Consider the following 25,947-nt stretch of genomic DNA (forward strand, 5'->3'; position numbering starts at 1 on the left):
CAACGGGACCAGTGTGCCCACCACCGGCCCACCGGGCAGCGCCAGCCCACCGGGCGGCAGTCCTCCGGGTGATGAGCCACCCGGTGACCTACGACCGGCCAGTCAGACAGCAGGCCCGATGGACACTCCCGGTGGCAGGGGTGCCCCGGCAGACGATGCCGCCCCCGGTGACCGGGGTGCCCACCGGGGCTTGCGGGGTGCGGCGTTGGGGTGGATGCCCGGGTTCGGGTACCTCGACCCCGAGCACGTCCGGGCCGTGGCGACCCGGGAGGGGTCGGTGTGGCAGCGCCTGGTCGCCGACCCCACCACCGGCCACGCGGTCAGTGTCTCGCCGTACACGTATCGGCCGACGGCGTCGGTGGCCCGGTTCGTCCGCGCCCGGGACGGCATCGCCCGCGACCCCGGCTCCGGGGTCAGCGCCCAGCAGTGCGAGCTCGACCACGTCACACCCTTCGACGAGGGCGGGACCACCACCCCGGGCAACCTGCAGTGCCTCTCCCGCCGCGGCCACACCCGCAAGACCACACGCGGCTGGCACGCCACCATCACCGACGACGGCACCGTCCACTGGACCACCCTCCTCGGCCAGCAACAGACCACCGAACCCCACGACTACCGCGACCAGTAGCCACCGGCGGGGGCGACCTGTCAGCCGGCCGCTCAGCCCGCCACGTCAGCCCACCGACCCCAGCGCGGAACCCACCTCCGGGTGGTCCAGGTGCTTGACCAGCCAGGGGCTGAACGCGAACGGCATCGAGGCCAGCGCACCACGGAGGGCGGGCCACGCGGCCCAGCCGACGTCCATCACCTCATCGGGATTCGGGGCCGGCAGCTCCTCCGGGGTGAGGTGCAGGTCCGCCACGTACACGGGGCAGATCTCGTTCTCCACCACCCCGCTGGCATCGACGGCGCGGTAGCGGAAACCCGGCGCGACCACCCGAGCTGGGCCCACCGCATCGGCGGGGAGATTCAGCTCGGTCAGCAGGCGACGCACGATGGCCTCCTCATCGCTCTCCCCCGGGGCCGGGTGGCCACAGCACGCATTGGTCCAGACCCCCGGCCAGGCCACCTTGCTCAGCGCGCGGCGCGTCAGCATCACCTGACCATCAGGCGCCACGAGATGCACCGAGAAGGCTCGATGCAGGGGCGTGTCCGCCGTGTGGACCGTCGCCTTGGGGTGGGTGCCGATGACGCTGCCGTCCTCCCTCAGCAGCTCGACCAGCTCGGGAGCCTCGGTGGTCATGCGTTCCTTCGGGCGATCCACACGGTCAGCGCCGTGGCGAAGGTGCACCAGAGGGCATAGGGCACCAGCTCGAGGCCCTTGCCCGTGTCGGCCTGCCCCGCCCGCCGCGCCAGGTCCACGGAACTCATCGCCAGCAGTGCAGCGTTCACGCTCGCCAAACCCAGTCGGTGCGCCGAGAAGAAGGTCCAGCTCCAGCCCTGGTTGAGCACCAGGTTGATGCCCAGTGCCGTCCGATACCCCGCCGCACGGCGCTGCTCACCCCGCTCCTCGAAGGTGTTGATCGTCCGTGCCGAGGTCGCCGCGATGCCCGCGTACAGCCCTGTCCACACGATGGGGAACAGGTATCCCGGCGGCTGCCAGCTCGGCTTCTCGAGGCTCTCGTACCAGTCGGACGAGGGGTCGGTGGCGATACCACCGGACACCGCACACGCCGTGGTGGCCGCAATCGTGCCGGCCCAGGTGGCGGCGGGGTCGTGCGACGCGTTCATGGCACTCTCCTGAGTCGTCGGGTACCCACGGTCTCACTGAGTGCTCCCGCAAGCCACCGGAACCCCCCGCTACTGTCACTCCCATGACGCTCGTGGCCAAGGCTGCCCTCCGCGCCGGGATCCCCCTGGTGATCATGACCGCCATCGGACTGGTCCTCCTCAACCAGGGCAAGGCCGATGATGGCCGCTCCACCCTGGTGACCGGCGTCATCGTCGCCGCGGTCGCGGGCGCCACGGTGATCTACGAGATCGAGGAGTGGAGCCTCGCCCGCCAGTCGGCCGTCCACTTCCTGCTCATGTGCGTGACCGTGCTGCCTGCGATCTACCTCAGCGGCTGGGCCACCTTCGACAGCGTGGGTGACCACGTCGGCGTCATCGCCGGCTTCCTCCTGGTCGGAGCGCTGATCTGGTCGGCCATGTACGCCTTCCACCGCTGGCGGGACTCCCGGCACTGACAGGGCGCACCAGCGCGCCCGGAAAACCCATCCAGAAGCCCACGAAACCCGCCCCAGGACACGGCGAAGGCCCCGACCAACAGGTCAGGGCCTTCGTGTTCCACACTGTGGAACCACGGTGTCCGGAGGGGGACTTGAACCCCCACGCCCGATAAAGGGCACTAGCACCTCAAGCTAGCGCGTCTGCCATTCCGCCACCCGGACGAGGGTGCCACTCACGAAGTGAGCAACGACCCAGAACCCTAGCACGCTGCAGCCGGTGCCTCGCAACGAGCGCCCCACCCCACCTTGTGACTACGTGACGCATCACGTACACTTCCTCCATGACCGCCACGCTGCCCGTCCTCTACCTCTCCCACGGCGCCCCTCCCCTGGCCGACGACGCCACCTGGACGCAGCAGCTCGCGGACTGGTCCGCGACCATCGAGCGCCCCAAGAACATCCTCATGGTCTCGGCCCACTGGGAGAGCAACCCCATCACCGTGTCCTCGACCACCGGCGCCCCCCTCACCTACGACTTCTGGGGCTTCCCGCAGAAGTACTACGAGGTCACCTACGACGCCCCCGCCGCCCCGGAGCTGGCGCAGTCGGTGGCCCGCCACCTCGCAGACCTCGGCCCCGTCCACCAGGACCAACAGCGCGGCCTCGACCACGGCGCCTACGTCCCCCTGGTGGAGATGTACCCCGACGCCGACGTCCCGGTCCTCCAGGTCTCCCTGCCCACTCTCGACCCCCGAGAGCTCTTCACCGTCGGCCAGCGCCTCGCCGGCCTGCGCGAGGAGGGCACCCTCGTCGTCGGCTCGGGCTTCACCACCCACAACCTGCGTTGGTTCAACCCCGCCGCCGGCGCGGATGCCGACGCCCCCACCGCCTCCCGCGAGTTCGACCACTGGGCCGCCGAGCAGGTGGCCGCCGGCGATGTCGACGCCCTGCTGGACTGGCAGACCAAGGCCCCCGCCGCCCTGGAGGCCCACCCCCGCAGCGAGCACTGGGCCCCGCTCTTCGTCGCCCTCGGCGCCGCCTCCACCACCGCCACCCCGCGCGGCGAGAGCGCTGTCGACGGCTTCTGGTACGGCCTCTCCAAGCGTTCCTGGACCTTCGCCTGAGCGGCGCGCTCACCCCATCGGCCCCGATGGGGTGAGCCCCCACCCGGGCGCCGCGCCCGGTCACCACTCCGGCGGCTCGGCCGGCTGCAGCTCCGGGTCGTCGGCGCTGAACGAGCGCACCGGCCCCGGCCCCGTCCGCGGTCCCTCGAAGCGGACGGTCACCACCCCCCTGCCGCTCCCCCACACCCATCCGGCCCCGTGCTCGGCGTGCACCACATCGGCCCCGGTCGGCCACGTGGCGCGCCCCAGCCGTGCGGCGTGCGCGTCCGCGCCGTCCAGCAGCTCCTCGCCGGCCGCCTCCACCTCGTCGGAGGTGTGGCTCTCCGCCGAGCTCCCCGCCGGCTCGGCCACCTCCAGGGCCAGCTCCTCCTGGCTGTGCTCCACGAAACCTGAGACCCCCACGCCCAGCAGTCGCACTCCGTCACCCACGCCGATCGATCCCGCCAGCCGCACCGCCGCCCCCGAGATCACCGCCGCGTCGTCGGTGCCGTGTCGGAGCGTGGTGGAGCGCAGGTGCGTGGAGAAGTCGTGCCGCCGCAGCTTCACCGAGACCGTGCGCCCGAACAGCCCCGCCCTGGCCAGCCGCCCGGACACCCGGTCGGCGAGCAGCCGCAGCTCGGCCTCCACCTCCCGCACGTCCGTGAGGTCCGTGGCGAAGGTCTCCTCGGCCGAGACGCTCTTGGCCTCCCGGTGCGTGACGATCGGCCGGTGGTCGATGCCGCGTGCGAGGTCGTGCACGCCCTGACCCCAGGCCTCCCCCAGGATCGAGACCAGGTCGGACAGCGTCACCCGCCGCAGGTCCTGCACCGTCCGCACCCCGAAGGTCCCCAGCCGCGTGGCCGTGGCCGGGCCCACCCCGGGCAGCGTCCGCACCGGCAACCCGGCCAGTAACTCCTCCTCCTGCCCCGGCCAGATCACGCGGAACCCGTCGGGCTTCGCGGCCTCCGAGGCCATCTTCGCCATCATCTTGGAGCTGCCGATCCCCACCGATGCGGTGAGCCCACCCGTGGCGTCCGCGATCGCCTCCCGCAACCGCGCGGCCACCGCCTCGGCGTCGGCCCGCTCCCAGGTCTCGACCGGCCAGGGGTTCTCCCCCAGCGCCAGGTCGGCATAGGCCTCGTCGATGGAGACCTGCTCCACCACGGGGGCGATCTCGCGCAGGGCGTCCAGTGCGGCACGGCTGCTGGCACGGTAGGCGGCGAACCGCCCACTGAGGAAGGCCGCACCGCCGGGGAGCTGGGCCCGGGCCTGCCAGCCCGGCATGGCCGAGTGCACGCCATACACCCGGGCCTCGTAGCTGGCCGTGGACACCACCCCGCGCCGGCCGGTGCCACCCACCACCACTGGCTTGCCGCGCAGGGAGGGCTTGTCCCGCTGTTCCACCGCGGCGAAGAAGGCATCCAGGTCCACGTGGAGGACCGAGGCGGTGGAGCGCATGGGCACACGGTAGGTGAGGAGCCCGCCCAGGACGGGCTGGTGTGACCCCCGGCACAGGCCGTGGCAGAATCCATGCCGTGGTTCAGCAGAGCGCCACGGCGATCCAACGTACCTGGAGGCTCTGTGGACCACGACGACACCGCGGCACTGCCGCACGGGGACCCTCACCCGGTCCCTGACCAGGCAGTCGTGCGCCGCCGACTCACGGCCGCCCGTGAGCTCCCGGAGGCACGCCGCCAGCAGGAGCTGGTCGATGTGATCGCCGACCACATCCCCTTCGCCCGTCGGCTGGGTCGCCGCTTCGCCCCGACACCCTCCTTGGTGGACGACTGCGAGCAGGTGGCCTGCGTGGGCCTGGTGCTCGCCGTGCAGCGGTGGGACCCGGCGTTCGACGCGTCCCTCTCCTCCTACGCCCAGCCGACCATCCTGGGCGAGCTGCGACGCTTCCTGCGCGACACGACCTGGTGGGTGCGCCCGCCCCGCCGTCTGCAGGAGCTCGCCGCCCAGGTGCGTGCCATGGAGGAGGAGCTGCGGCACGCCCACGGTGACCACCCGTCCCTGGCGGACCTCGCCCGGGCCCTGGACCGCCCCGTCGAGGAGGTGCGGGAGGCCCGCATGGCCGCAGCGGGTCGCCACGTGGTCTCCGTCGACGACGAGGACTCCGGCACCTCCGGGCTCCTCCACACGGCGCCGTCCGGGGCCGTGGACGAGTGGGTGTCGCTGCACCCGCACATCCGGGCCCTGGACCCGCGGGATCGGTGCGTGCTCCTGCGCCGCTACCTGGAGGACGAGACCCAGGACAGCATCGCGAAGTCGTTGGGCATCTCCCAGGCCCAGGTCAGCCGGCGGCTGAAGCGCGCGGTGTCCACCCTGCGCGAGCAGGTCACGGGAGGCACGCAGAAGTGAGCCCGCGGGCGTCGCCGAGGCGGCTCCCCCTCATCGGGACGGGTCTCAGCGACGGCGGCGGGCCTTCTTGGCTGCCTCCCGCTCGGCCCGCTCCACCCGGCGCCGGCGACGTTCGGCCACGTCCTGGGCGTCGAGGGCGTCCGCCTCCATCAGGGTGGGAGCAGTGCCTCCCGTGCGGGCCGGCTCGTAGGCGCTCAGCTCCGGGGGCATGGGCCCGTACTCACCCTGGGCGGCGCGGAGCAGCTCGTCCATCTGCACCCGCAGGGCGTCCGTGGCCTGCAGCGGGTCGGTGCCGGGAGCGAAACGCATCGGCTCGCCCACACTCAGGATGATGGGGGTGCGCGTGCGCCCCAGCCGGCGCGGCAGGCCCTTGGTGGCCAGCACGTGCGCGCCCCAGTTGACCAGCGGCACCACCGGCACGTCCGCGGCCATCGCCATGCGCACCGCACCGGTCTTGAAACCCTTGAGCTCGAAGCTGCGGGAGATTGTCGCCTCGGGGAAGACCCCCACCAGCTCGCCGCGGCGCAGGGCATCCACCCCGTTCTGCAGCGCGGATCCGCCGGCGTCACGGTCCACCTGGATGTGCCGCATGGAGCGCAGGGCGTGACCCAGCACGGGCTTGTCGAACAGCTCCTTCTTGGCCATGAAGCGCACCTGCCGGCGGCGGCTGCGCACTGCCAGGCCGGCGAACACGTAGTCCAGGTACCCGATGTGGTTCATGGCGATGACTGCGCCACCCGTGGCCGGGATGTGCTCGCGCCCCTCCACGCGGATGCGCAGTCCCTGCGCCCAGAACATCGTGTAGGCCGGCGGAAGCAGGAGGTTGTAGACCGTGCTCATACCGGCAGCCTAAGCCCGCTGGCGGCGCGGCACCCGCTGGCCGCCGGACCGCGCGCGCTGCCGGGTCCCCGTACCGTTGCCCCCATGTCGAGAACCTCCTGGGACCCGGCCGCCCAGCTGCCGCGGGGCACCGCGGTGCGCTACGTGACCCCGCTGCGCGAGGGCGGCTCCCTGCCCGGCGTGGTGGAGGCCGACGACCTGGGCACCTACGTCATGAAGTTTCGTTCGGCCGGGCAGGGCGTCAAGGTGCTCGTGGCCGAGGTGGTCGTCGGCGAGCTCGCCCATGCGCTCGGCCTGCCGGTGCCGCGGATGGTGGCGCTGGAGCTGCCGGAGTCGCTGGCCCGCTACGAGCCGGACGAGGAGGTGCAGGACCTGTTGCGCGCCTCGGTGGGGCTCAATCTGGGCACGGACTTCCTTCCTGGCGCCATGGGCTACGACGGCAGCACTCCCCCGGACCCTGCCACCGCCGCACGGGTGCTGTGGCTTGACGCCTTCACCGCCAACATCGACCGCACGTGGAGCAACCCCAACCTGGTGGTGTGGCACGGGGAGCCGTGGCTGATCGACCACGGGGCCGCCCTGTACTTCCACCACGCCTGGCCCGGCACCGCCGCCGTGGGCCCGCCGGACCCGGCGCGTTTCGCCCGCCAGCCCTTCGACGCCAGCCAGCACGTGCTCGCCGCCGTGGTGCCGGACGTCCCGGGGGCGATGGCCTCCCTGCACGCAGAGCTCGCCCCGACCGTGCCCGATGTGGTGCGCGCGGCGGTGTCCGCCGTGCCCACCGAGTGGCTCGAGACCACCGGTGGCCTGCCCACCTCCGATGCGGTGCGCGAGGCCTATGTCGACTTCCTCACCGCCCGTCTGGGGCAGGCCGAGCACTGGTTGCCCACCGACGAGGTGCTGGCCACGGCCCGCGGGAACGCGGTGCGGGGCCGCGCCGAGGCCAAGCGCACGCTGGAGCAGCACGCGGCACGCCGCATCGTGCGCCAGGGCGAGGAGCGGGCGTGACGGGCCTCGGCGGCGCTGACCCCGTCGGGCCCACGGTGGGCGTGGCCGGAGGGGGGCGGCGGGCACTGCGGCGCGCTCCGGTCATCGAGGGGGCGCCGGTGGTGCACGACTACCAGTACGCGGTCATCCGGTGCGTGCCGCGGGTGGAGCGTGAGGAGTTCTGCAACGTCGGCGTGGTGGTGCACTCGCGCTCGGCGGCGGTGCTGGACGTGGCCGCGCGGGTGGATGCTGCGCGACTGCGGGCGTTCGCTCCGGGTCTGGACGTCGCTGCGGTGGAGCGCTTCCTGGTGACGATGGACCGGGTGGCGCGCAGCGAGCCCGTGCCCGGCGGACCGCCCGTGGAGGACCTGCACACGTTGGCGATGCGTTTCGGGTGGCTGGTGGCGCCACGTTCCACGATGGTGCAGACCTCACCGGTGCACGCCGGGGTGTCGCGCGATCCCGCGCGGGAGGCCGCGCGCCTGCTGGAGCGGTACGTGCCCTGAGGAGGTGCCTGGGCGCGCGAACCGCCTCAGTCCGGCTGCAGGGCGTACAACGCCAACGCGCTGGCAGCGGCCACGTTGAGGGAGTCCACTCCCCCGGCCATGGGGATGCGCACCGCCAGGTCCGCACCCTCCACCGTCTGCGGGGCCAACCCGTCACCCTCGGTGCCGAGCACCAGCGCGAGGCGCTCCGGCGGGTCCGCGGCGAGCTCCCGCATCGTGACCGCATCGTCGCGCAGCGCCAGGGCAGCCACGGTGAAGCCCGCCTCCCGCAGCTCGGCCATGCCCGCCGGCCACGGGTCGATGCGGGTCCACGGCACCTGGAAGACCGTCCCCATCGAGACACGCACGCTCCGCCGGTACAGCGGGTCGGCGCAGCGCGGGGTGACCAGCACGGCATCGGCCCCCAGCGCGGCCACCGACCGGAAGATCGCGCCCACGTTCGTGTGGTCCACCACGTCCTCCACGACCACCACTCGGCGGGCCCCCTGGAGCAGGTCCCCCACCGGCGGCAGCTCCGGACGCTGCATGGCCGCCAGCGCACCGCGGTGCAGGTGGAAGCCGGTCATTGCCTCGGCCACCTTCGGCTCCGCCACGTACACAGGCGCGCCGGAGGCCTCCACGTCGGCCACCAGCGGTGCGAGGTCCTCCACCCAGCGGGGCGTGAGCAGCATGGACCGGGGCTGGTGGCCCGCAGCCAGGGCCCGCCGGATCACCTTCTCGGACTCCGCCATGTAGAGCCCCCGCTCGGGCTCCAGCCGGCGGCGCAGCGCCACGTCGGTCAGCCCGAAGTAGTCCTCCACACGCGGGTCGGTCGGGTCGGTCAGCGGGATCGGCATCGGGCCTCCTCAGGCCGGGTCAAGGGGCTCAGCGGACGAACGAGACGACCGCGGCCAGGCAGATCAGGGCCACCACACCGCGCAGGACGGCCGGCGAGAGGGAACGGGCCACCCGGGCACCGAGCAGGCCACCCACCAGCGAGCCACCGGCCAGCAGCGCCACCACCAGCCAGTCCACGTACTCGGACGCCACCACCACGAAGACCAGGGCGCTCATGCCGTTGGAGGCCAGCGCGGTGAGGTTCTTCAGCGCGTTCTGCTGCTGCATGGAGGCGTGCGTGGCCACCCCGAGCACCGCCATGTACATGACCCCCTGCGCGGCCCCGAAGTAGCCGGAGTACACCCCGACCGCCGCCACCCCGGCGAGCAGCCCCATCGAGAGGGCCACCGGCGCCACGTCCGCCATGGCACCCCCCTGTCCCGATGCGGGGGCGCCCGCGGGCGCGCCCGGTCCGGTGGGCGCGTTGTCCCCCGACCGCCGCGCCACCCACCGCTTGATCGCCGGCTGGGCGACCACCAGCACACCGGCCAGCGCGATGAGGACCGGCACCACCGCATCGAAGGTCTCGCTGGGCAGCACCAGCAGCAGCAGGGCGCCGGCCAGACCACCGGCGGCGGAGGTGGCCAGCAGCGGGCCGAAGAGGTGCCGCAGCTCCCGCAGCTCGCGCCGGTAGCCCCAGGTGCCGGAGACACCACCGGGCAGGATGCCCAGCTTGCTGGAGATGTTCGCGGCCACCGGGCTGAGCCCCAGGGCCACCAGCAACGGGAAGGTCACCAGCGAGCCGGAGCCCACCACCGTGTTGATCGCCCCGGCCACCACCCCGGCGCCGAGCACCAGGGCGAGCTCCAGGGGGCTCACGCGGCGGGCTCGCCGGACGCCTCGCCGGACTGCTCAGCCGCCCGCGCCGTCCAGCGCTCGCCGTGGCGCTCCAGCACCACCGGCAGGCCAAAGGTCTCACTGAGGTTCTCGGCGGTCAGGGTGGACTCCAGGGGGCCGGCGGCCACCACGGCGCCCTCGCGGATCATCAGCACGTCGCTGAACCCGGGCGGGATCTCCTCCACGTGGTGCGTCACCAGCACCATCGCGGGGGCCTCCAGGTCCTGCGCCAGCTGCCCCAGCCGGTCCACCAGGTCCTCCCGGCCGCCCAGGTCCAGCCCGGCGGCGGGCTCGTCGAGCAGCATCAGCTCGGGGTCGGTCATCAGCGCCCGCGCGATCTGCACCCGCTTGCGCTCCCCCTCGGACAGGGTGCCGAAGCGCCGGTCGGCCAGGTGCGCCACGCCGAGGGTGCGCAGCAGCTCGTCCGCGCGCTCGGCGTCCACCTCGTCGTACTCCTCGCGCCAGCGGCCCACCACCGCCCACGATGCCGTGACCACCACGTCGCGCACCGTCTCACCCCGCGGCACGCGGTCGGCCAGCGCCGCCGAGGACAGACCGATGCGGGGGCGCAGGTCGAACACGTCGGTGGTCCCCAGCACCTCCCCCAGGATGCCCACCACGCCGCTGGTCGGGTGCATGCGCGCACTGGCCACCTGCAACAGGGTGGTCTTGCCGGCGCCGTTGGGGCCGAGCACCACCCAGCGCTCACCCTCCTCGACCTCCCAGTCCACGTGCGACAGCAGCTCGCGGTCGCCGCGGCGCACGGTCACGTCCGCCAGTGCCAGAACGTCGCTCATGATGCGCGAGTCTAGGTGGTGGCTTGGCACACTGGGCGCCGATGTCGACACCGCCCCTTCCTCCCCCCGCACCCGTCGTCCCGCACATGGGCCCGCCGGGGCTGCCCGTGGCGGTGACCGCGGCCCTGTGGAGCACCGAGCTGCTCGCCGGGAGGGTGCCGGTCGACGCGGTGGTCGACCGCGCGGCGGGGCCCGCGGACTCGGTGACGCCGGCGCTCGTGGAGGCGCTGACGGTGTCGGTGCCCACCTGGGGAGAGGTGGGTGAGCGCCTGGTGGTGCCGTTGCTGCCCCGCCCCGGACGGGCGGGCCTGCTGCCCGTGGGGCCCGAGGCACTGGGTGCCGGCACCGCACCGAGCTCGGTGGGAGTGCTGGTGGCCCCGTCCCTGGGCGAGGGGTTCGTGCTCCACCTGACCCCCTTCGGCCACGTCCTGGACGGTGGGTGGCTGCTCGATGCGGAGGGCGTCGCCTGCCAGCCGGTGCCGCACCACGCCCTCGAGCAGGTGGGGCTGCGCGCGGCCCAGCGGGGTCTCGCCGCGGCCGTGCGCTCCGGCACCGAGCTGCTGGAGACCCTCGGCGCCCCGCCCGTCTGGGCCGGCGAGCGGGCCGGCGGGCACACGGCCGGATCCGCCGCGGAGCTGCCGCGCCGCGTCCCCCCGGAGGTGCTGGACCTGCTCGAGCGGGCCGCTGCCGTGGCGGCCATGACCACCGAGGGACGGGAGACCCACGCGGCGGTGGGTGCGGCCACCGCCGGCCGCCACCGGGCGCTGACCGAGCTGCACCACGCCGCACTCGACGCGCTGGAGGCCGGAAGCCTTTCGGCAGCCCGGGGTCTCAGCGGTCATCGGTCCGGTACCCGCGACTGAGCCACTCCCCCTGCACGGCAATCGCTGATCCCTCACCTAACATTGCGCCATGTCCCCCCACCTCCCGCCCGTGCCAGTCCCAGCGCAGAACGCGGCCGGAACGGTCCGCCGCATGTTGATCATCGGTGGTGCCGAGGACCGCCGGGACATGATGAGGGTGCACCGCCGCTTCGTGGCCCTCGCGGGGCGCGGGGAGGCCCGGGTGGCGGTCGTGCCGACGGCCTCCGCCTTCCACCGCGAGGCCGGCGAGACCTACTCGACCCTGTTCGAGCGGCTGGGTGCCCCCCGCTGTGACGTGGTGTCCCCGGCGAACCGGCTGGACGCCCACGAGGACCACTGGGTGGAGGTCCTGGACAACGCCACCGGCGTGTTCCTCACCGGCGGCAACCAGCTCAAGCTCAGCCAGTTCCTGGTCGGCACCCCGGTGGGCGAGGCGATCATCCGGGCCCACGAGCGGGGCGCCGTCATCGGCGGTACCTCGGCCGGCGCCTCGATCCTGAGCCGCCACATGATCTCCGACGGCGAGGAGGGCCTGACGCCCCGCCAGGGAGTCAGCAAGCTCACGCAGGGGCTCGACCTGGTGGGCGACATCATCCTCGACCAGCACTTCGCCGAGCGGGGCCGCTACGGCCGCCTGATGTCGATGGTGGCGACCTCCCCGTCGCTGATGGGCATCGGCATCGACGAGGACACCGCAGTCGAGCTCGCCGAGGGCACGACCGCCGACGGCGCCGAGATCCGTGAGTTCAGCGTCCACGGTGCGGGCGGCGTGTTCCTGGTGGACGCCTCGCGGGCCATGTCGGACGGCCACGAGGCCGCCCCCGGTGCGCCCCTGCTGCTGTCCGGGGCCACCGTGCACGCCCTGCCCGCCGGGTCGCTGTTTGACCTGAACGCGCGCCGGTTGGTGCACTTCGTGGAGCAGCACCCGCAGGACGATGCGGTGTACTCGGTGCGCCAGCAGGCCTCGGAGATCTCCCAGCTCGAGCGGGCCGCCGAGGACGCGGACGCCTTCGACGACGAGGAAGTCCTCGAGGCGGCTGCCGGTGTGCAGCGTGCCCAACAGACCCAGCTGCACCTGACGCGAGCGGATGACGAATGAGCCAGATGACCACCCCCCAGACGACCGCGCAGAACGGTCCGGAGCCCACGCTGCGGATCGTCTCCGCCAAGGCCTACCGCGGCGCGAACCTGTGGTCCTACAAGCAGGCCATGCACTTCGTCGTGGACCTCGGCGTCCTCGAGGAGTACCCGTCCAACACCATCGACGGGTTCACCGACCGCCTGCTGGAGATGCTGCCCGGCCTGCACGAGCACGGCTGCTCGCTGGGCCGTCCCGGTGGCTTCGTGGAGCGCCTGCACGAGGGCACGTGGATGGGGCACATCGCCGAGCACGTGGCCCTGCAGCTGCAGAACCGGGCCGGCCACCGCGTGACCCGCGGCAAGACCCGCTCGGTGCCGGGCCACCCCGGCCGCTACAACATGATCTTCGCCTACCTGGAGGAGCGGCTCGGCCGCGCCGCCGGGGAGTTCGCCGTCCGGATCGTCAACCACGCCGTGGACCCGGCCGCGGCGCCGCTGGACTTCGAGCACGAGATGGACGAGTTCCTGCTACTGGCGCAGCGGGTGGCCTTCGGGCCCTCCACGCAGGCCATCCTCGACGAGGCCGAGTCGCGTGACATCCCGTGGATCCGGCTGAACAACGCCAGCTTCGTGCAACTTGGCCAGGGCGTCCACGCCCAGCGCATCCGCGCGACCATGACCTCGCGCACGTCCGCCCTGGCCGTCGACGTCGCCGGGGACAAGTCGATGACCACGACGCTGCTCTCTGGCGCCGGCCTGCCGGTGCCCCGGTCCCAGACCACCCGCGACAAGGAGATGGCCGTCGAGCTGGCCGAGTCCACCGGCTACCCGGTGGTCGTCAAGCCCCTGGACGGCAACCACGGCCGCGGTGTGTGCCTCAACCTGCAGGACGCCGAGGAGGTGCGCGAGGGCTTCGACACCGCCGTGGCGCAGAGCCGCCGGGGTGTGGTCGTGGTGGAGTCCTACGTGATCGGCAAGGACTACCGCTTCCTCGTGGTCGGCGGAAAGCTGGCCGCGGTGGCCGAGCGCGTGCCGGCCCAGGTGGTGGGCGACGGCGAGCACACCGTCGCCGAGCTGGTGGACATCGCGAACACCGACCCCCGCCGCGGCGTGGGCCACGAGAAGGTGCTCACCCGCATCACGATCGACCGGGCGGCCGAGCACTACCTGGAGGAGCAGGGGCACTCGCCTGCGTCCGTGCCCGCCGCGGGCGAGGTCGTCTTCATCGTGCGCACCGGCAACATGTCCACCGGCGGCATCTCCATCGACCGCACGTGGGAGGCGCACCCGGACAACATCGACATCGCCGAGGAGGCAGCCCGCATCGTGGGGCTGGACATCGCCGGCATCGACTTCATGTGCCCGGACATCACGCAATCGGTCTCCGAGGTGGGTGGCGCCATCGTGGAGGTCAACGCGGCGCCGGGCTTCCGCATGCACACCCACCCCACCGAGGGCGAGCCCCAGTTCATCGCCAAGCCGGTGCTCGACCTGCTCTTCCCGCCCGGCAGCCCCGCCCGGGTGCCGATCGTGGCCGTGACCGGCACCAACGGCAAGACCACCACCTCGCGGATGGTCGGCCACATCATGCGCGGCATGGGACACCACGTGGGCATGACCAGCACCGACGGCGTGGTGATCGACGAGCGCCTCGTGATCAAGCGCGACGCCTCGGGCCCGAAGTCCGCCCGCACGGTGCTGCAGCACCCGCGGGTGGACTTCGCCGTGCTCGAGGTGGCCCGCGGCGGCATCATCCGCGAGGGCCTGGGCTTCGACCGCAACGACGTGGCCGTGGTGACGAACGTGACCGCCGACCACCTGGGGCTGGGCGGTGTGGACACCGTCGAGCAGCTGGCTGAGATCAAGAGCGTCATCGTCTCGGCGGTCCCGCGCTCGGGCTACGCGGTGCTCAACGCCGACGACCCGCTGGTGCGCGAGATGCGTCACCGCTGCCGCGGTCAGGTGGTGTGGTTCTCGTTGGCCGAGCCGGGCAGCAAGGAGCGCAACTTCATCGAGCGGCGGCTGCTGCGCGGTGGCCGCGCGGTGCTGCTGGAGCAGACCGAGCGTGGGGAGCGCATCGTGCTGGCCGAGGGCAAGCGCTGGATGCCGTTGACCTGGACGCACACCATCCCCGCCACCTACGGGGGTGCCGCCCGCTTCAACGTCGCCAACGCCATGGCCGCTGCAGGTGCCGCCTGGAGCGCCGGGGCGCCCCTGCACGACATCCGGGCCGGTCTGCGTTCCTTCGCCCCGGACTACTACCTCTCCCCCGGCCGCCTGAACCGGGTGGAGGTCAACGGTGCAGAGGTGTACGTGGACTACGCCCACAACCCCGCGGGTCTGCAGGCCCTCAGCGAGTTCGTCGCGAACCGCGCCATGAGCCTGGCCGAGGGCAGCGAGGAGCCGCAGCGCATCGTGGTGCTGGGCGCCGCCGGGGACCGCCGGGACTCCGACATCCGGGAGCTCGGCGAGGTCGCCGCGCAGCAGTTCGACACGGTGGTGATCCGCGAGGACGAGAACCTGCGCCGCCGAGAGCCCGGTGAGGCCGCCGGCCTCATCCGCGAGGGTGTCGACGCCGCGGTGGCTGCCGGTGCCCGGACCACGACGGTGCTCGAGGAGTGGGACGAGGTGGCCGCGTGCAGGACCGCGATGACGCATGCCAACCCCGGTGACATCGTCGCGATGGCGGTGGACCAGCACGGCGAGGTCATGCACGCCCTCGAGGAGTTCACGCACCGGGCACACCCGGCGCCGAAGGACAGCGGCCTGATGGTGGCCGACCCCGACCTCGGCTGAGAACCCTCCCGGCACCACAGGGGCGCCCCCGCACACGGCGGGGGCGCCCCTGTGCGTGGGCGGGCGTGCTCAGTGCTGGCGGGATCCGCCCAGCCGCTCGGTGAACTCCCAGTCGCGCGGGGTCACGCTGTGGCCCAGCATCCACTGGGCCGCGCTGCGGGCCGCCTCCTCGGGCTGCCCGGCCTCGGCGCCGGTGAGGACGGCCAGCGCGGCGGCGGCGGTGGAGTCGTCGTAGCGCTCCGAGAGCTCGGTGGCCCAGGCGAAGGCCTGCTCGTGGCGTCCGGCGGTGTGTGCTGCCAGCGTGCGCTCCATGAGGCTGACGAAGCGCTGCGGCTCGCGCAGACCCAGGCGCAGGGCCTCCTCGTGCTGGACGATCGCCTCCTCTGCCTGCCCTGCGGCGTCCAGCGCCCGGGCCAGCTCGAAGCGCACCCGCGGGTCGTCCTCGTGCTCGGAGACCAGGCGTTCCATGGCGGTCACGCGCTGCGCCGGCTCCGCCTCGGCGGCAGCGGCGAAGTCCGCGTCGAGCTCGTGCTCACCGCGGGAGCGGCGCACCAGCGAGGCGATCTGTCGGGGCGTCAGCGGTTCGGCGCCCTGGTCGTCCAACCACTGCATGACGGCGTCACGCATGTCGTGCAGGGTGAAGGCCAGCACGTCACCGTCGTGCAGCAGCTCGGTCACGCCGGCCATCGCCGAGACCTCGTCCGGCCAGGTGGCCGTCGGCACCGCACCCACGCTGGCCAGGCCAGCACGCATGTGCGCGAACACGTCGTCGGCGGAACGTCCGCGCAGGTAGTGGTCCTTGGTCACCAGATGGGTCTTGTCGGCACCGCGGCCGGCGATCATCCCCATCGACTCCAGGATCTCGTCCGTGCGGTCACCCAGTCCGCCCAGGGTGATGTGGATGTCCGAGCCCGGCAGGCGCAAGCCGTCGGCGACCTCGAGGACCGCCTCGACGCCGGCCTCGTTGTGCGCGAGGTCGCAGACGATCGTGGCCCACCCGTCAGCCACCCTCCACCGGTAGGTGTTCATCCGCGCTGGGTTCAGGGTGCGGTCGGGCATGAAGGTGCGCAGCCCCTCCACCACGGCCTCGCGCGGGAGGCCAAGGCCCAGGGCGGCAGCCGCTGCGGCCAGCACGTTCGCGACGTTGTGGCGCGACAAGCCGCCCAGCGTCATCGGGACGTCCGCGAGCGGCACCAGGTGCTCGGGGTCACCCACGCCGCTGACCATGGCCACGCTGTTGTCCAGGACGGTCATGCCGCGGCCGCCGGACTCCACGGCCTCGCGCAGCGCCGGTGAGCTGGGGTCGAGCGAGAAGCACCAGATGCGCCCCGTGGCGCTGTGGCGCATCGCCCAGACGCGGGGGTCGTCCCCGTTCAGCACCGACCAGCCCTCCGGCTTGGTCACGTGCGTGACGATGCCCTTGACCTCCGCCAGCTGGTCCAGGGTGTCGATGCCGTGGGTGCCCAGGTGGTCGGCGGAGACGTTCGTGACCACCGAGACGTCGTTCACCGGCACGCCCATCCCCTTCTGGAGCAGGCCACCGCGGGCGGTCTCGAGGATGCCGATCTCCACCCCGCCGGACTCCAGGGCCGTCCGCGCCCCGCTGGGCCCGGAGTAGTCGCCCTTCACGAGCCACTCCCCCTGGCGCAGCACGCCGTCGGTGGAGGACCAGGCGGTGACCTTGCCCGCCGTCATCGCGATGTGGGCGAGGATGCGGGTGGTCGTCGTCTTGCCGTTGGTGCCGGTGATCGACGCGACCGGGACCGTGGGGCGCACCACGTTCGGGCGGCGGCCCGGGTCGGTCCCGCGCACGGTGGCAGCGTGCTCCGCGAACAGCCGGTCCACGTCCTGCGGGGCCTGCCACAGCGCGTCCAGCAGCGGGCCCAGGGCCTCCCCCATCGCCTGCCCGGTCCCCTGCCGCCACCACCGGAAGGCGATGGTGATGTCGCCCCACTCGGCGCCGTCACGGCCCCGGGCGGTGATGCCACCGAGCCCGGCGTGCTGCCCGAGGGTGCGCAGGACCCGGCGCGCGAGGCGCACCAGGAAGCGCTGGCGCTGCTCGCTGTCGGGCTGGCCCGGCGCCGTGCGTTTCATGCCCAGGGCCTGGGCCACCCGCAGGCAGTCCTGACGGCTCGCGGCCGAGATCCCGGGCGCCGAGAGCATCACCTTCACGGCGGCGCGCGGGTAGTACAGGTTGGGACCCTCGAGGAGGCGGACCTCGGTGACCCGGACGGTGGCGTCAGTCATGGCGAAAGCCTACGGGGCGCCGGTCACTGCCCCGTGGCGTGCACGCCTCCGTCGACGTGGACGATCTCGCCGGTCGTGGCCGGGAACCAGTCCGAGAACAGCGCGACGCAGGCGCGGGCGGCCGGCTCCGAGAGCTGGATGGACCACCCGAGCGGGGCACGCCCGTCCCAGCTCTCCTCGAAGGTGGCGAAGCCGGGGATCGACTTGGCCGCGGTGGTGCGGATGGGGCCGGCAGAGACCAGGTTGCAGCGGATGCCGTCCGGGCCCAGGTCGCGGGCGAGGTAGCGGTTGACGGACTCGAAGGCGGCCTTGGCCACGCCCATCCAGTCGTACACCGGCCACGCGTAGCGGCCGTCGAAGGTCAGACCGACCACGGCCGAGCCCTGCGACATCAGCGGCTTGGCGGCCAGCGCCAGCGACTTCAGCGAGAAGCTGGAGACGTGCACCGCGGTGGAGACGTCCTCCCAGGTGGCCTCGAGGAAGTTGAAGGCGCCCTCGGGGGCGAAGCCGATGGAGTGCAGCACGCCATCGAGGGAGTCGGTGTGCTCCGTGAGGCGCTCGGCCAGGCTGTCCAGCTGCTCGGGGTCGGTCACGTCGAGCTCCACCACGGTGGCCGGCTGCGGCAGGCGGCGGGACATGGCCTGGGTGAGCTTCAGCCCCCGGCCGAAGCCGGTGAGGATCACGGTGGCGCCCTGCTCCTGGGCGAGGCGGGCCACGTGGAAGGCGATGGAGGACTCCATCAGCACGCCGGTGACCAGCAGGGTCTTGCCCGCCAGCAGACCGGAACCGGACGGCGAGGAGTCCATCGCGCCGGTGGTCTTCTTCGTGGGGGTGGTCTCGCTCATCGGGGCTCCTGTGGTGGGTGTGGGGAGGGGGTGGGGTTCTTCGGGGGGCGCGGGGCGGTCTGACGTGGGTCAGTGCCCCATGCCGAGCCCGCCGTCGACGGGCAGGACCGCGCCGGAGACGTAGCCGGCGCCGTCGGAGGCGAGGTAGGCCACGGCGTGCGCCACCTCATCGGCCTGTGCGAAGCGGCCCGCCGGGATGGAGGCGAGGTAGGCCTCCTGCCGCTCGGCGGGCAGGGCGTCGGTCATGTCGGTCTGCACGAAACCGGGGGCGACGACGTTGGTGGTGATGCCGCGGCTGCCGAGCTCGCGGGTCAGGGCCCGGGCCAGGCCGACCAGGCCCGCCTTCGAGGCCGCGTAGTTGGCCTGACCGGGCGAGCCGTAGAGGCCGACCACCGACCCGACGAGCACGATGCGGCCGAACTTGCCCCGGATCATGCCCTTCTGGGCGACCCGCACACAGCGGAAGGCGCCGTGCAGGTTGGTGTCCAGGACGGAGGCGAAGTCATCGTCCTTCATGCGCATGGAGAGCCCGTCGGCGGTGATGCCGGCGTTCGCCACCAGGACCTCGACGGTGCCGCCCAGGACCTCCTCGGCGTCCTTCAGGGCCTGGTCCACCGAGGCGGTGTCGGTCACGTCGCAGGCCACGGCGCGCAGGTTCTCGGGGGCGTCGCCGCTGCGGGAGGTGACCACCACCTCGTGTCCCTGCTCGGTGAGGTGGCGGGCGATGGCCTCGCCGATGCCTCGGTTGCCGCCAGTGACCAGGACGCGTCGTGTGGTGCTCATCAGAGGCACCCTAGACCGCGCGCCCGGTGGTGTCCCCTTGGGCGGTGCACTGCGTCACACGTTCTGCGGGCCCGGGGCAACCACCCCGCGGGCCCGGACGCAGCTACGACGGGCTGTCGTGAGTCGGTGGGCCGCGCGTAGACTGGGGGCCTCATGGTCAGCACCACCCAGCGATCCCGCCCCGGCCCCGCCGACCGCGCGCCCGTTGCCTCCGTCACCAGTGCCGCGCACTCCGCGGCGCGGGAGCGCGAGCACCGCATGAAGGTGTACCTGGTGCAGATGGGGCTGCGCATCATCGCCTTCCCCCTGGGTGCGTGGCTCATCATCGCCGACATCAGCGTGGTCGTGGGCGTGGCGCTGTTGACGTTCGCCGCAGTGATTCCCTACGTCGCGGTGGTGCTGGCGAACGCGCGCCGGGCCGATCCGGAGGCGGACGGGCCGCAGGCGGTGACGCCGCGTCGCGAGGGTCTGACCGCGCCCACCGGGGAGCCGACCGGCCCCCGGAGGGAGTCGAGCTCCGAGGTGATCGTGGGGGACGTCGTCGATGACTGAGGTGATCTGCAGCGCCACGGCCTGCAGGGCTCGGGCGCAGCACGCCGTGGTGTGGAACAACCCCGCCCTCCACTCCCCCGAGCGCCGCAAGGTGTGGACGGCCTGCGACGAGCACGTGCAGTACCTGACCGACTTCGTGGCCCTGCGGGGCTTCCACCGCGAGACCATCCCGGTGGCCGACCTGACCAAGGGGGACGGCTGATGGGCCGCTGGTTCCGGACCGCGTTGCAGCCGAGGTGGCTGGCAGCGCTCCTGCTCGCACTGCTGGTGGCCGGTGTGTTCTGGCGCATGGGCCTGTGGCAGTGGCACCGGCACGAGGCCAAGGTGCACGCCGTCGAGCGGCTCGAGTCCCATCGTGACGCCCCGGCGGTGCCCTACACCGACCTGGTGCGCCCGGACGGCTCCTACGAGTTCACCGACGAGTGGACCGTGACCGAGGTGGAGGGCCGGTACCTGCCCGAGCACCAGACGCTGGTGCGCAACCGCCCGTGGTTCGGCACGGCCAGCAAGTCCACCTACGGCTATGAGGTCCTCGTGCCCTTCGAGCCGGTCGATGGCCCCACCATCCTGGTGAACCGGGGCTGGGTGCCCAACGGGCCGGACGCGCAGACGCTGCCGGAGATCCCGCCCGCACCCAGCGGCGAGATCACCCTGAGCGCCTGGCTGCGCCCGAGCGAGCCCTCCCGGGACCGCGACCTGCCCGAGGGGCAGGTGGACATGGTCAACCCCGGTGACGTCGAGCAGCAGACCGGTCTGGAGCTCGCCGAACCCTTCCTGCTGATGCGGGACGACGGCGCGGACCCGCGGCCCAACCCGCTGGACCCCCCGTCCACCGACCTGGGCCCCCACCAGGCCTACGCCTGGCAGTGGTGGCTGGCCGTGCTCTTCCCGTTGGGCATGTGGGTGTTCGCCGTGCGCAACGAGGCGATGCTGACCCTGCCCGCCGAGGAGCGGGAGCGCCGTCGTGCGGCGAAGGCAGCCCGCAAGAAGACCCGCATCTGGGACGAGGAGGACGCCTGAGGCGTCGTCGAGCGAACCCGGCGGGTGATCAGGCCAGGGTCACCAGGTCCAGGTAGCTGGGGTTCCACAGGTCCTCGATGCCGTCGGGCAGCAGCAGGACGCGTTCGGGGTCGAGCGCCTGCACAGCCCCCTCGTCGTGACTCACCAGGACGACGGCGCCCTCGTAGTGCCGCAGGGCCTCGAGGATCTCCGCCCGGCTGGCGGGGTCGAGGTTGTTGGTGGGCTCGTCGAGCAGCAGCACGTTCGCGCCGCTGACCACCAGCATCGCCAGCGAGAGGCGGGTCTTCTCGCCACCGGAGAGGACGCCGGCCTTCTTGTCCACATCGTCCCCGCTGAACAGGAACGAACCCAGCACCTTGCGCACGCCGGTCTCGTCGAGCTCCGGGGCGCTGGACTTCATGTTCTCCAGCACGGTGCGTCCGACGTCCAGGTTCTCGTGCTCCTGCGCGTAGTAGCCGATGCGCAGGCCGTGGCCCGCAGCGACCTCACCGGTGTCCGGGGCATCCACCCCGGCCAGGATGCGCAGCAATGTGGTCTTGCCCGCGCCGTTGAGGCCCAGCACCACCACCTTGGAGCCGCGGTCGATCGCCAGGTCCACGTCGGTGAAGATCTCCAGCGAGCCGTAGCTGCGCGAGAGCCCGTGCCCCCGCAGCGGCGTCTTGCCGCAGGGGGCGGGGGTCGGGAAGCGCAGGGCGGCCACCCGGTCGGCCTGCCGCTCCCCCTCCACGCCGGAGAGCAGGCGCTCGGCACGACGGGCCATGTTCTGGGCGGCCGTGGCCTTGGTGGCCTTGGCCTTCATCTTGTCGGCCTGGGCCATGAGTGCCTCGGCCTTCTTCGTGGCGTTGGCCAGCTCGCGCTTGCGCCGGTGCTCGTCCACCTCCCGCTGCTTGAGGTAGGCCTTCCAGCCCAGGCTGTACTGGTCCAGGGCGCTGCGGTTGGCGTCCAGGTGGAAGACCTTGTTCACCACCGCATCGAGCAGGTCGACGTCGTGGCTGATGACGATGAGGCCGCCGGTGTAGTTCTTCAGGTGGTCGCGCAACCACGCGATGGAGTCGGCATCGAGGTGGTTGGTGGGCTCGTCCAGCAGCAGTGTCTGGGCGTCGGAGAACAGGATGCGCGCCAGCTCGATGCGGCGTCGCTGTCCACCGGAGAGGGTCGCGAGCTCCTGGTCGAGGATGCGGGTGGGCAGGCCAAGCGCTCCGGAGATGGTGGCGGCCTCTGACTCGGCGGCGTACCCGCCGGCGGCCTCGAACTCGGTGGTGGCCCGGTCGTAGCGCCGCATGGCCTTGTCGCGGACCGCGGGGTCCTCGCTAGCCATCTCGGCCTCGGCGCGTTCCCGGCGGGCAACGACGTCCTCCATGCCACGTGCGGAGAGGATGCGGGCGCGGCCGGTCACGTGCAGGTCACCGGTCCGTGGGTCCTGCGGCAGGTAACCGACCGGAGCCGAGCTGGACACCGACCCGGCGGCGGGCAGGGACTCCTTCGCGAGGACCTTCGTCATCGTCGTCTTGCCGGCGCCGTTGCGCCCCACCAGTCCGATGCGGTCACCCGAACCGACGCGGAAGCTGGTGGGCTCGAGCAGCAGACGGGGGCCGGCGCGCAGCTCGAGGCCGGACACGGTGATCACAGGGGTGCTCCTGGGCGGGGCGGGGGTGGTGGACGGGGCCGCGCGGTGGTGCGGGACCCCGCGGGCGAGGACACAGTCTACGGACCCGGAGCGCAGCAGGTCCTACCCTTTGCAGCATGGTCGACCTCACCGCATCGGATGCCCGCACGATCGTGCTGCTCGAGGGGGTGAGCGACGTCGCCGCCGTGCGGGCGCTGATGGCGACTGCCGGCATCGACCCGGCGCCCGTCGAGCTGGTCTCCACCGACGGCGTGACGAACATGGGGCGGGTGCTCAAGGAGGTGCGGCTGCTGCGCGGCGACGTGGACGTGGTGGGGCTGTGCGACCAGGCCGAGTCCGACGTGGTGGTGCGGGCGCTGCAGCAGGACGGGCTGCCGGTGCAGGACGCCAGCGACCTGCCGGTGTACGGCTTCTTCGTCTGTGAGCCCGACCTCGAGGGCGAGCTCATCAGGGCCCACGGCGCGCAGCGGGCCCGGGAGGTGCTCGTGGAGGCCGGGCTGGGCGGCAAGCTCGAGGCGCTGCAGCGGCAGGACGCGTGGGTGGGCCGACCGCTCGAGGAGCAGCTGCACCGCTTCTGCGGTGTGGCGTCGGGCCGCAAGGAACGGGCTGCGGGGATCCTCGCGGGAGCCCTGGGTGCCGACGAGGTGCCCGAGCAGATGGCCATGCTGCTGGACCGGCTGCGCTGGGCGTGAGGCCCTGCGCAGCCGGTCCGGGTCAGCTGATCGGGACGGCGGTCAGCCGAGAACCAGCTTGCTGGCGCGCTCGACCGTGAACCACAGCCCGTAGGCCAGCGGCAGGCCGACCGCGAGCCAGGCCAGGGTGACGAGCACCGGCGAGCTGGCCGTGCCGTCGGAGGCCGCACCGGCGGTGACGCCCTTGGCGCGGTCGTCGGCGTGGGCCTGGGCGGTGCGGGCCGCCTCGGCGTCCGTGTGACGGGAGTCGACCGGGCGGATCAGCAGGTTGGCCACCAGACCGACCGCCAGCACACCCACCATCGTGAACAGGGCGGGACGGTAGTCACCGGCGGTCATGGTGCCGGGCTCACCCGCAGCGTCGAGCACGGTGTTGATGATCAGCGGACCGGCCACGCCGGCCGCGGCCCAGGCCGTCAGCAGACGGCCGTGGATGGCGCCGACCTCGAGGGTGCCGAACAGGTCCTTCAGGTACGCCGGGACGGTCGCGAAGCCGCCGCCGTAGAAGCTGATGATGACGACCGCCAGGGCGATGAAGACGACGGTGGAGCTGCTACCCACCAGCGCCAGGGCGGCGTAGGCCGCCAGTCCGATGCCGAGGTAGCCGGTGTAGGTCCACTTGCGGCCGATGACGTCCGAGAGGGAGGACCAGGCGAAGCGGCCGGCCATGTTGGCCAAGGACAGCACGCCCACGAAGCCGCCGGCGGCCGCTGCGGTCACGGCGCTGGTGCCGTTCTCGCGGAAGAAGTCCTGGATCATGGGGGCTGCCTGCTCGAGGATGCCGATGCCGGCGGTGACGTTGCAGAACAGGACGGTCCACAGTAGCCAGAACTGCGGGGTACGCAGGGCGGTGCCGGCGCGGACCAGCGAGCCGCCGTGCCCCGGGCGGTGGGCAGCGGTGCTGTCGTCACCGAATCCCTGCGGAAGCCGCATGAGCGCCACGCCGATGAGCATGAGCACCAGGTACCCGGCCCCCAGGGTGAGGAAGGTCAGCGTGAGCGCGCGGCCGTCGGCGAACGAGCCTGCGGTGGTGGGGCTGTAGCTGGGGTCGTAGAGGGACATCAGGCGGTTGGAGAGCGGTGAGGCGAGCAGCGCCCCGCCACCGAAGCCCATGATGGCCATGCCGGTGGCCAGGCCGGGGCGCTCCGGGAACCACTTCATGAGCGTGGAGACCGGGGAGATGTACCCGATGCCCAGGCCGATGCCGCCGATCACGCCGTAGCCCAGGTACAGCAGCCACAGCTGCCCGGTGGCGATGCCCACCGAGCCCACCGCGAACCCGGTGGCCCAGCACAGCGCAGAGACGAACATGGCCCGGCGAGGACCGTTGCGCTCCACCCACGTGCCGAAGATGGCGGCCGAGAGCCCCAGCACCACGATCGCGATGCTGAAGACCCACGCCACGGCGGTCTGGCTGGACTCGAAGTGGTCCACCAGCGAGGACTTGAAGACCGAGAAGGCGTAGACTTGGCCGATCGAGAGGTGGACCGCAAGGGCGGCGGGGGGAATCAGCCATCGGCTGTAACCGGGCCCGGCCACCGACCCGGACTTGCTGAGGAATGCCATGAGTGCCTCCGGGAGGGAACGCCGGGACGCGAGTCTCCCGGACTGGCGTCATGCTGCCATGAGTGACGCCTCAAGGAACGGAACACGGCCGGCCGGGGGCTACGCTGTCGCGGACATGACCTTCGAGCACCCGAGGAAGTCACCATGACCTTCAACGACAACGCGCGGCTGGACACCTCCCAGGTCTCCGGTGGAGGCGGCGGCGGCCTCGGCCGTGGCGCCGTGGTGGGCGGTGGTGGCGGTGGTCTGCTGCTCATCGTGGCCTACCTGCTGTTCCAGTTGCTGGGCGGCGGCGGAGACGACGGCGGCGGCCAGCAGGGTGGTGGAGGCCAGCAGGGTGGTGGCCAGCAGCAGGACAGCCCGTGGGGCTTCGGCGGCGGCAACACCGAGGCCCAGGGTGACACCGGCTCCTTCGGTGGGGGCAACGGCGACTTCTCGCACTGCAAGACCGGCGCGGACGCCAACGAGCACACGGACTGCCGCGTGATCGGCACCGTGAACTCCGTGCAGCAGTACTGGCAGGGGGCGCTGCCCGAGGTGACCAATCCCTCCAAGGAGTACCGCAAGTCCACCACGGTCATCTACAGCGGCCAGACGCAGAGCGCATGCGGCACCGCCTCCAACCAGGTGGGCCCCTTCTACTGCCCGGCCGACGAGCAGATCTTCATCGACCCGGCCTTCTTCGACGAGCTGGACAAGTTCGGCGCGGACAACACCAGCCTCGCGCAGATGTACATCGTGGCCCACGAGTACGGGCACCACGTGCAGAACATCCTGGGCTATCTGGAGGAGTCGCAGAAGGACCCGAAGGGCCCTGAGTCCGGTGCCGTGAAGGTGGAGCTGATGGCCGACTGCCTGGCCGGTGCGTGGGTGGCCAACGCCTCGAAGACCACCGACGAGGGCGGCACCCAGCTGATCGAGCCGGTGACCGAGGAGCAGATCAACGACGCCCTCGAGGCTGCCGCGGCGGTGGGTGACGACAACATCCAGGAGCGCAGCGGCCGGGGAGTGAATCCCGATGCCTTCACGCACGGCACCTCCGAACAGCGCCAGAAGTGGTTCATGGAGGGTTACAACGGTGGCTCCGCCACCTCCTGCGACACCTTCCGCGCCGAGAACCTCTGACGGCCCTGCCCCAGTGCCCACGCCCCCGCCCGGTCCGCGACCGGGCGGGGGCGTCTGTGTGGGCAGGGCCTGTGGGAGACGACACAGGCCCTGCGGGTGCACTTCCCCTTTGGGAACCCATAAGATGGAGTCATGCCCCTCGATCTCACGCGCCGCCTGCACGTGGACCTGGGGCGTACCTGCACGACGCGATGTTGAGCGCCCCGCCAGCAGCTCCACCGTCCCCTCCGCACAACCCCACGTCCGACGCCCCGCCCGTCACCGCGCACCGTG

26 protein-coding genes and 1 tRNA gene are annotated in these 25,947 nt (G+C 72.4%); 14 read left to right on the forward strand and 13 right to left on the reverse strand.

Features of this window, described 5'->3' with window-relative positions:
• Nucleotides 1-118 precede the first annotated feature (118 nt).
• Nucleotides 119-628, forward strand: a complete 510-nt coding sequence (locus ACEY2A_RS03785) for an HNH endonuclease signature motif containing protein (protein ID WP_374929546.1) — start codon at nucleotides 119-121, stop codon at nucleotides 626-628.
• Nucleotides 629-673: 45 nt separating this feature from the next.
• Here the strand turns inward: ACEY2A_RS03785 and idi are convergent, their stop codons facing one another.
• A complete protein-coding gene (gene idi / locus ACEY2A_RS03790; protein ID WP_374929547.1) occupies nucleotides 674-1,243 on the reverse strand; it encodes an isopentenyl-diphosphate Delta-isomerase in 570 nt (189 codons plus the stop codon).
• On the reverse strand, nucleotides 1,240-1,731 hold the full coding sequence (locus tag ACEY2A_RS03795; protein ID WP_374929548.1) for a TspO/MBR family protein: 492 nt from the start codon (nucleotides 1,729-1,731) through the stop codon (nucleotides 1,240-1,242). Before ACEY2A_RS03795 ends, idi begins: the two co-directional genes overlap by 4 nt.
• A gap of 83 nt (nucleotides 1,732-1,814) precedes the next feature.
• On the opposite strand from ACEY2A_RS03795, the gene ACEY2A_RS03800 reads away from it, so the two are divergent.
• Entirely contained in the window at nucleotides 1,815-2,186 is a 372-nt protein-coding gene (locus tag ACEY2A_RS03800; protein WP_374929549.1) for a DUF3021 domain-containing protein, read from the forward strand.
• Between the two features lie 119 nt (nucleotides 2,187-2,305).
• Here the strand turns inward: ACEY2A_RS03800 and ACEY2A_RS03805 are convergent.
• A tRNA-Leu gene (locus ACEY2A_RS03805) sits at nucleotides 2,306-2,390 on the reverse strand.
• A 119-nt stretch (nucleotides 2,391-2,509) separates the two neighbouring features.
• On the opposite strand from ACEY2A_RS03805, the gene ACEY2A_RS03810 reads away from it, so the two are divergent.
• Nucleotides 2,510-3,292, forward strand: coding sequence for a dioxygenase (locus ACEY2A_RS03810; protein ID WP_374929550.1), 783 nt, complete (start codon nucleotides 2,510-2,512; stop codon nucleotides 3,290-3,292).
• Nucleotides 3,293-3,352: 60 nt separating this feature from the next.
• Here the strand turns inward: ACEY2A_RS03810 and ACEY2A_RS03815 are convergent, their stop codons facing one another.
• A complete protein-coding gene (locus tag ACEY2A_RS03815) occupies nucleotides 3,353-4,729 on the reverse strand; it encodes a DNA polymerase IV (RefSeq protein ID WP_374929551.1) in 1,377 nt (458 codons plus the stop codon).
• 189 nt (nucleotides 4,730-4,918) lie between these two features.
• On the opposite strand from ACEY2A_RS03815, the gene ACEY2A_RS03820 reads away from it, so the two are divergent.
• A complete protein-coding gene (locus ACEY2A_RS03820) occupies nucleotides 4,919-5,635 on the forward strand; it encodes a sigma-70 family RNA polymerase sigma factor (protein WP_374929552.1) in 717 nt (238 codons plus the stop codon).
• A 45-nt stretch (nucleotides 5,636-5,680) separates the two neighbouring features.
• Here the strand turns inward: ACEY2A_RS03820 and ACEY2A_RS03825 are convergent, their stop codons facing one another.
• The gene (locus ACEY2A_RS03825) at nucleotides 5,681-6,475 is read right to left on the reverse strand and encodes a lysophospholipid acyltransferase family protein (RefSeq protein WP_374929553.1); all 795 of its coding nucleotides are present in this window, start codon (nucleotides 6,473-6,475) and stop codon (nucleotides 5,681-5,683) included.
• Between the two features lie 84 nt (nucleotides 6,476-6,559).
• On the opposite strand from ACEY2A_RS03825, the gene ACEY2A_RS03830 reads away from it, so the two are divergent.
• Both ACEY2A_RS03830 and ACEY2A_RS03835 read left to right on the forward strand, forming a co-directional pair.
• Nucleotides 6,560-7,483 carry a HipA family kinase gene (locus ACEY2A_RS03830; RefSeq protein WP_374929554.1) on the forward strand — a complete coding sequence of 308 codons (924 nt, stop codon included), beginning with the start codon at nucleotides 6,560-6,562 and terminating at the stop codon, nucleotides 7,481-7,483.
• Nucleotides 7,480-7,968 carry a DUF3037 domain-containing protein gene (locus tag ACEY2A_RS03835; protein WP_374929555.1) on the forward strand — a complete coding sequence of 163 codons (489 nt, stop codon included), beginning with the start codon at nucleotides 7,480-7,482 and terminating at the stop codon, nucleotides 7,966-7,968. The genes ACEY2A_RS03830 and ACEY2A_RS03835 overlap by 4 nt, the downstream gene beginning before the upstream one ends.
• Nucleotides 7,969-7,994: 26 nt before the next feature.
• Here the strand turns inward: ACEY2A_RS03835 and ACEY2A_RS03840 are convergent, their stop codons facing one another.
• Genes ACEY2A_RS03840 through ACEY2A_RS03850 form a run of 3 tightly spaced genes read right to left on the reverse strand, consistent with a single transcriptional unit; the run spans nucleotide 7,995 to nucleotide 10,478 of the window.
• On the reverse strand, nucleotides 7,995-8,804 hold the full coding sequence (locus ACEY2A_RS03840; RefSeq protein WP_374929556.1) for a TrmH family RNA methyltransferase: 810 nt from the start codon (nucleotides 8,802-8,804) through the stop codon (nucleotides 7,995-7,997).
• 28 nt (nucleotides 8,805-8,832) lie between these two features.
• The gene (locus ACEY2A_RS03845) at nucleotides 8,833-9,663 is read right to left on the reverse strand and encodes a sulfite exporter TauE/SafE family protein (protein ID WP_374929557.1); all 831 of its coding nucleotides are present in this window, start codon (nucleotides 9,661-9,663) and stop codon (nucleotides 8,833-8,835) included.
• On the reverse strand, nucleotides 9,660-10,478 hold the full coding sequence (locus ACEY2A_RS03850) for an ABC transporter ATP-binding protein (RefSeq protein WP_374929558.1): 819 nt from the start codon (nucleotides 10,476-10,478) through the stop codon (nucleotides 9,660-9,662). Before ACEY2A_RS03850 ends, ACEY2A_RS03845 begins: the two co-directional genes overlap by 4 nt.
• Before the next feature lie 41 nt (nucleotides 10,479-10,519).
• On the opposite strand from ACEY2A_RS03850, the gene ACEY2A_RS03855 reads away from it, so the two are divergent.
• The 3 genes from ACEY2A_RS03855 to cphA all read left to right on the forward strand — a co-directional run bounded on the left by ACEY2A_RS03855 (nucleotide 10,520) and on the right by cphA (nucleotide 15,217).
• Nucleotides 10,520-11,341: a hypothetical protein gene (locus tag ACEY2A_RS03855; protein ID WP_374929559.1), complete on the forward strand. Its 822-nt coding sequence runs from the start codon at nucleotides 10,520-10,522 to the stop codon at nucleotides 11,339-11,341.
• Nucleotides 11,342-11,453: 112 nt separating this feature from the next.
• The gene (locus ACEY2A_RS03860) at nucleotides 11,454-12,440 is read left to right on the forward strand and encodes a cyanophycinase (RefSeq protein ID WP_374929560.1); all 987 of its coding nucleotides are present in this window, start codon (nucleotides 11,454-11,456) and stop codon (nucleotides 12,438-12,440) included.
• Nucleotides 12,437-15,217, forward strand: a complete 2,781-nt coding sequence (cphA, locus tag ACEY2A_RS03865; protein ID WP_374929561.1) for a cyanophycin synthetase — start codon at nucleotides 12,437-12,439, stop codon at nucleotides 15,215-15,217. The genes ACEY2A_RS03860 and cphA overlap by 4 nt, the downstream gene beginning before the upstream one ends.
• Before the next feature lie 69 nt (nucleotides 15,218-15,286).
• Here cphA and ACEY2A_RS03870 read toward each other — a convergent pair whose 3' ends face one another.
• The 3 genes from ACEY2A_RS03870 to fabG form a co-directional block, all read right to left on the reverse strand.
• Nucleotides 15,287-17,464, reverse strand: a complete 2,178-nt coding sequence (locus tag ACEY2A_RS03870) for a Mur ligase family protein (RefSeq protein WP_374929562.1) — start codon at nucleotides 17,462-17,464, stop codon at nucleotides 15,287-15,289.
• A 23-nt stretch (nucleotides 17,465-17,487) separates the two neighbouring features.
• Nucleotides 17,488-18,270, reverse strand: coding sequence for an enoyl-ACP reductase FabI (fabI, locus tag ACEY2A_RS03875; RefSeq protein WP_374929966.1), 783 nt, complete (start codon nucleotides 18,268-18,270; stop codon nucleotides 17,488-17,490).
• Between the two features lie 108 nt (nucleotides 18,271-18,378).
• On the reverse strand, nucleotides 18,379-19,092 hold the full coding sequence (fabG, locus tag ACEY2A_RS03880; protein WP_374929563.1) for a 3-oxoacyl-ACP reductase FabG: 714 nt from the start codon (nucleotides 19,090-19,092) through the stop codon (nucleotides 18,379-18,381).
• Nucleotides 19,093-19,245: 153 nt separating this feature from the next.
• Between fabG and ACEY2A_RS03885 the strand changes: the two genes are divergently transcribed.
• The 3 genes from ACEY2A_RS03885 to ACEY2A_RS03895 are packed head-to-tail and all read left to right on the forward strand — an operon-like array spanning nucleotide 19,246 to nucleotide 20,664.
• Nucleotides 19,246-19,644, forward strand: coding sequence for a DUF3099 domain-containing protein (locus ACEY2A_RS03885; protein WP_374929564.1), 399 nt, complete (start codon nucleotides 19,246-19,248; stop codon nucleotides 19,642-19,644).
• Nucleotides 19,637-19,846: a hypothetical protein gene (locus ACEY2A_RS03890; RefSeq protein WP_015779322.1), complete on the forward strand. Its 210-nt coding sequence runs from the start codon at nucleotides 19,637-19,639 to the stop codon at nucleotides 19,844-19,846. Before ACEY2A_RS03885 ends, ACEY2A_RS03890 begins: the two co-directional genes overlap by 8 nt.
• Nucleotides 19,846-20,664, forward strand: a complete 819-nt coding sequence (locus tag ACEY2A_RS03895; protein WP_374929565.1) for an SURF1 family protein — start codon at nucleotides 19,846-19,848, stop codon at nucleotides 20,662-20,664. The genes ACEY2A_RS03890 and ACEY2A_RS03895 overlap by 1 nt, the downstream gene beginning before the upstream one ends.
• 28 nt (nucleotides 20,665-20,692) lie before the next feature.
• On the opposite strand, the gene ACEY2A_RS03900 is transcribed toward ACEY2A_RS03895, so the two are convergent.
• Nucleotides 20,693-22,291, reverse strand: coding sequence for an ABC-F family ATP-binding cassette domain-containing protein (locus ACEY2A_RS03900; RefSeq protein ID WP_374929566.1), 1,599 nt, complete (start codon nucleotides 22,289-22,291; stop codon nucleotides 20,693-20,695).
• Between the two features lie 116 nt (nucleotides 22,292-22,407).
• Between ACEY2A_RS03900 and ACEY2A_RS03905 the strand changes: the two genes are divergently transcribed.
• Complete coding sequence (locus ACEY2A_RS03905) at nucleotides 22,408-22,983, forward strand: hypothetical protein (RefSeq protein ID WP_374929567.1); 576 nt, start codon at nucleotides 22,408-22,410, stop codon at nucleotides 22,981-22,983.
• Nucleotides 22,984-23,025: 42 nt separating this feature from the next.
• On the opposite strand, the gene ACEY2A_RS03910 is transcribed toward ACEY2A_RS03905, so the two are convergent.
• Nucleotides 23,026-24,549 carry an OFA family MFS transporter gene (locus ACEY2A_RS03910; protein ID WP_374929568.1) on the reverse strand — a complete coding sequence of 508 codons (1,524 nt, stop codon included), beginning with the start codon at nucleotides 24,547-24,549 and terminating at the stop codon, nucleotides 23,026-23,028.
• Between the two features lie 144 nt (nucleotides 24,550-24,693).
• Between ACEY2A_RS03910 and ACEY2A_RS03915 the strand changes: the two genes are divergently transcribed.
• Entirely contained in the window at nucleotides 24,694-25,674 is a 981-nt protein-coding gene (locus ACEY2A_RS03915) for a neutral zinc metallopeptidase (RefSeq protein WP_374929569.1), read from the forward strand.
• The last annotated feature ends 273 nt before the right edge of the window (nucleotides 25,675-25,947 follow it).

The sequence above is a fragment of the Kytococcus sedentarius genome (genome assembly GCF_041937525.1).
GTDB lineage: Bacteria > Actinomycetota > Actinomycetes > Actinomycetales > Dermatophilaceae > Kytococcus > Kytococcus sedentarius_A.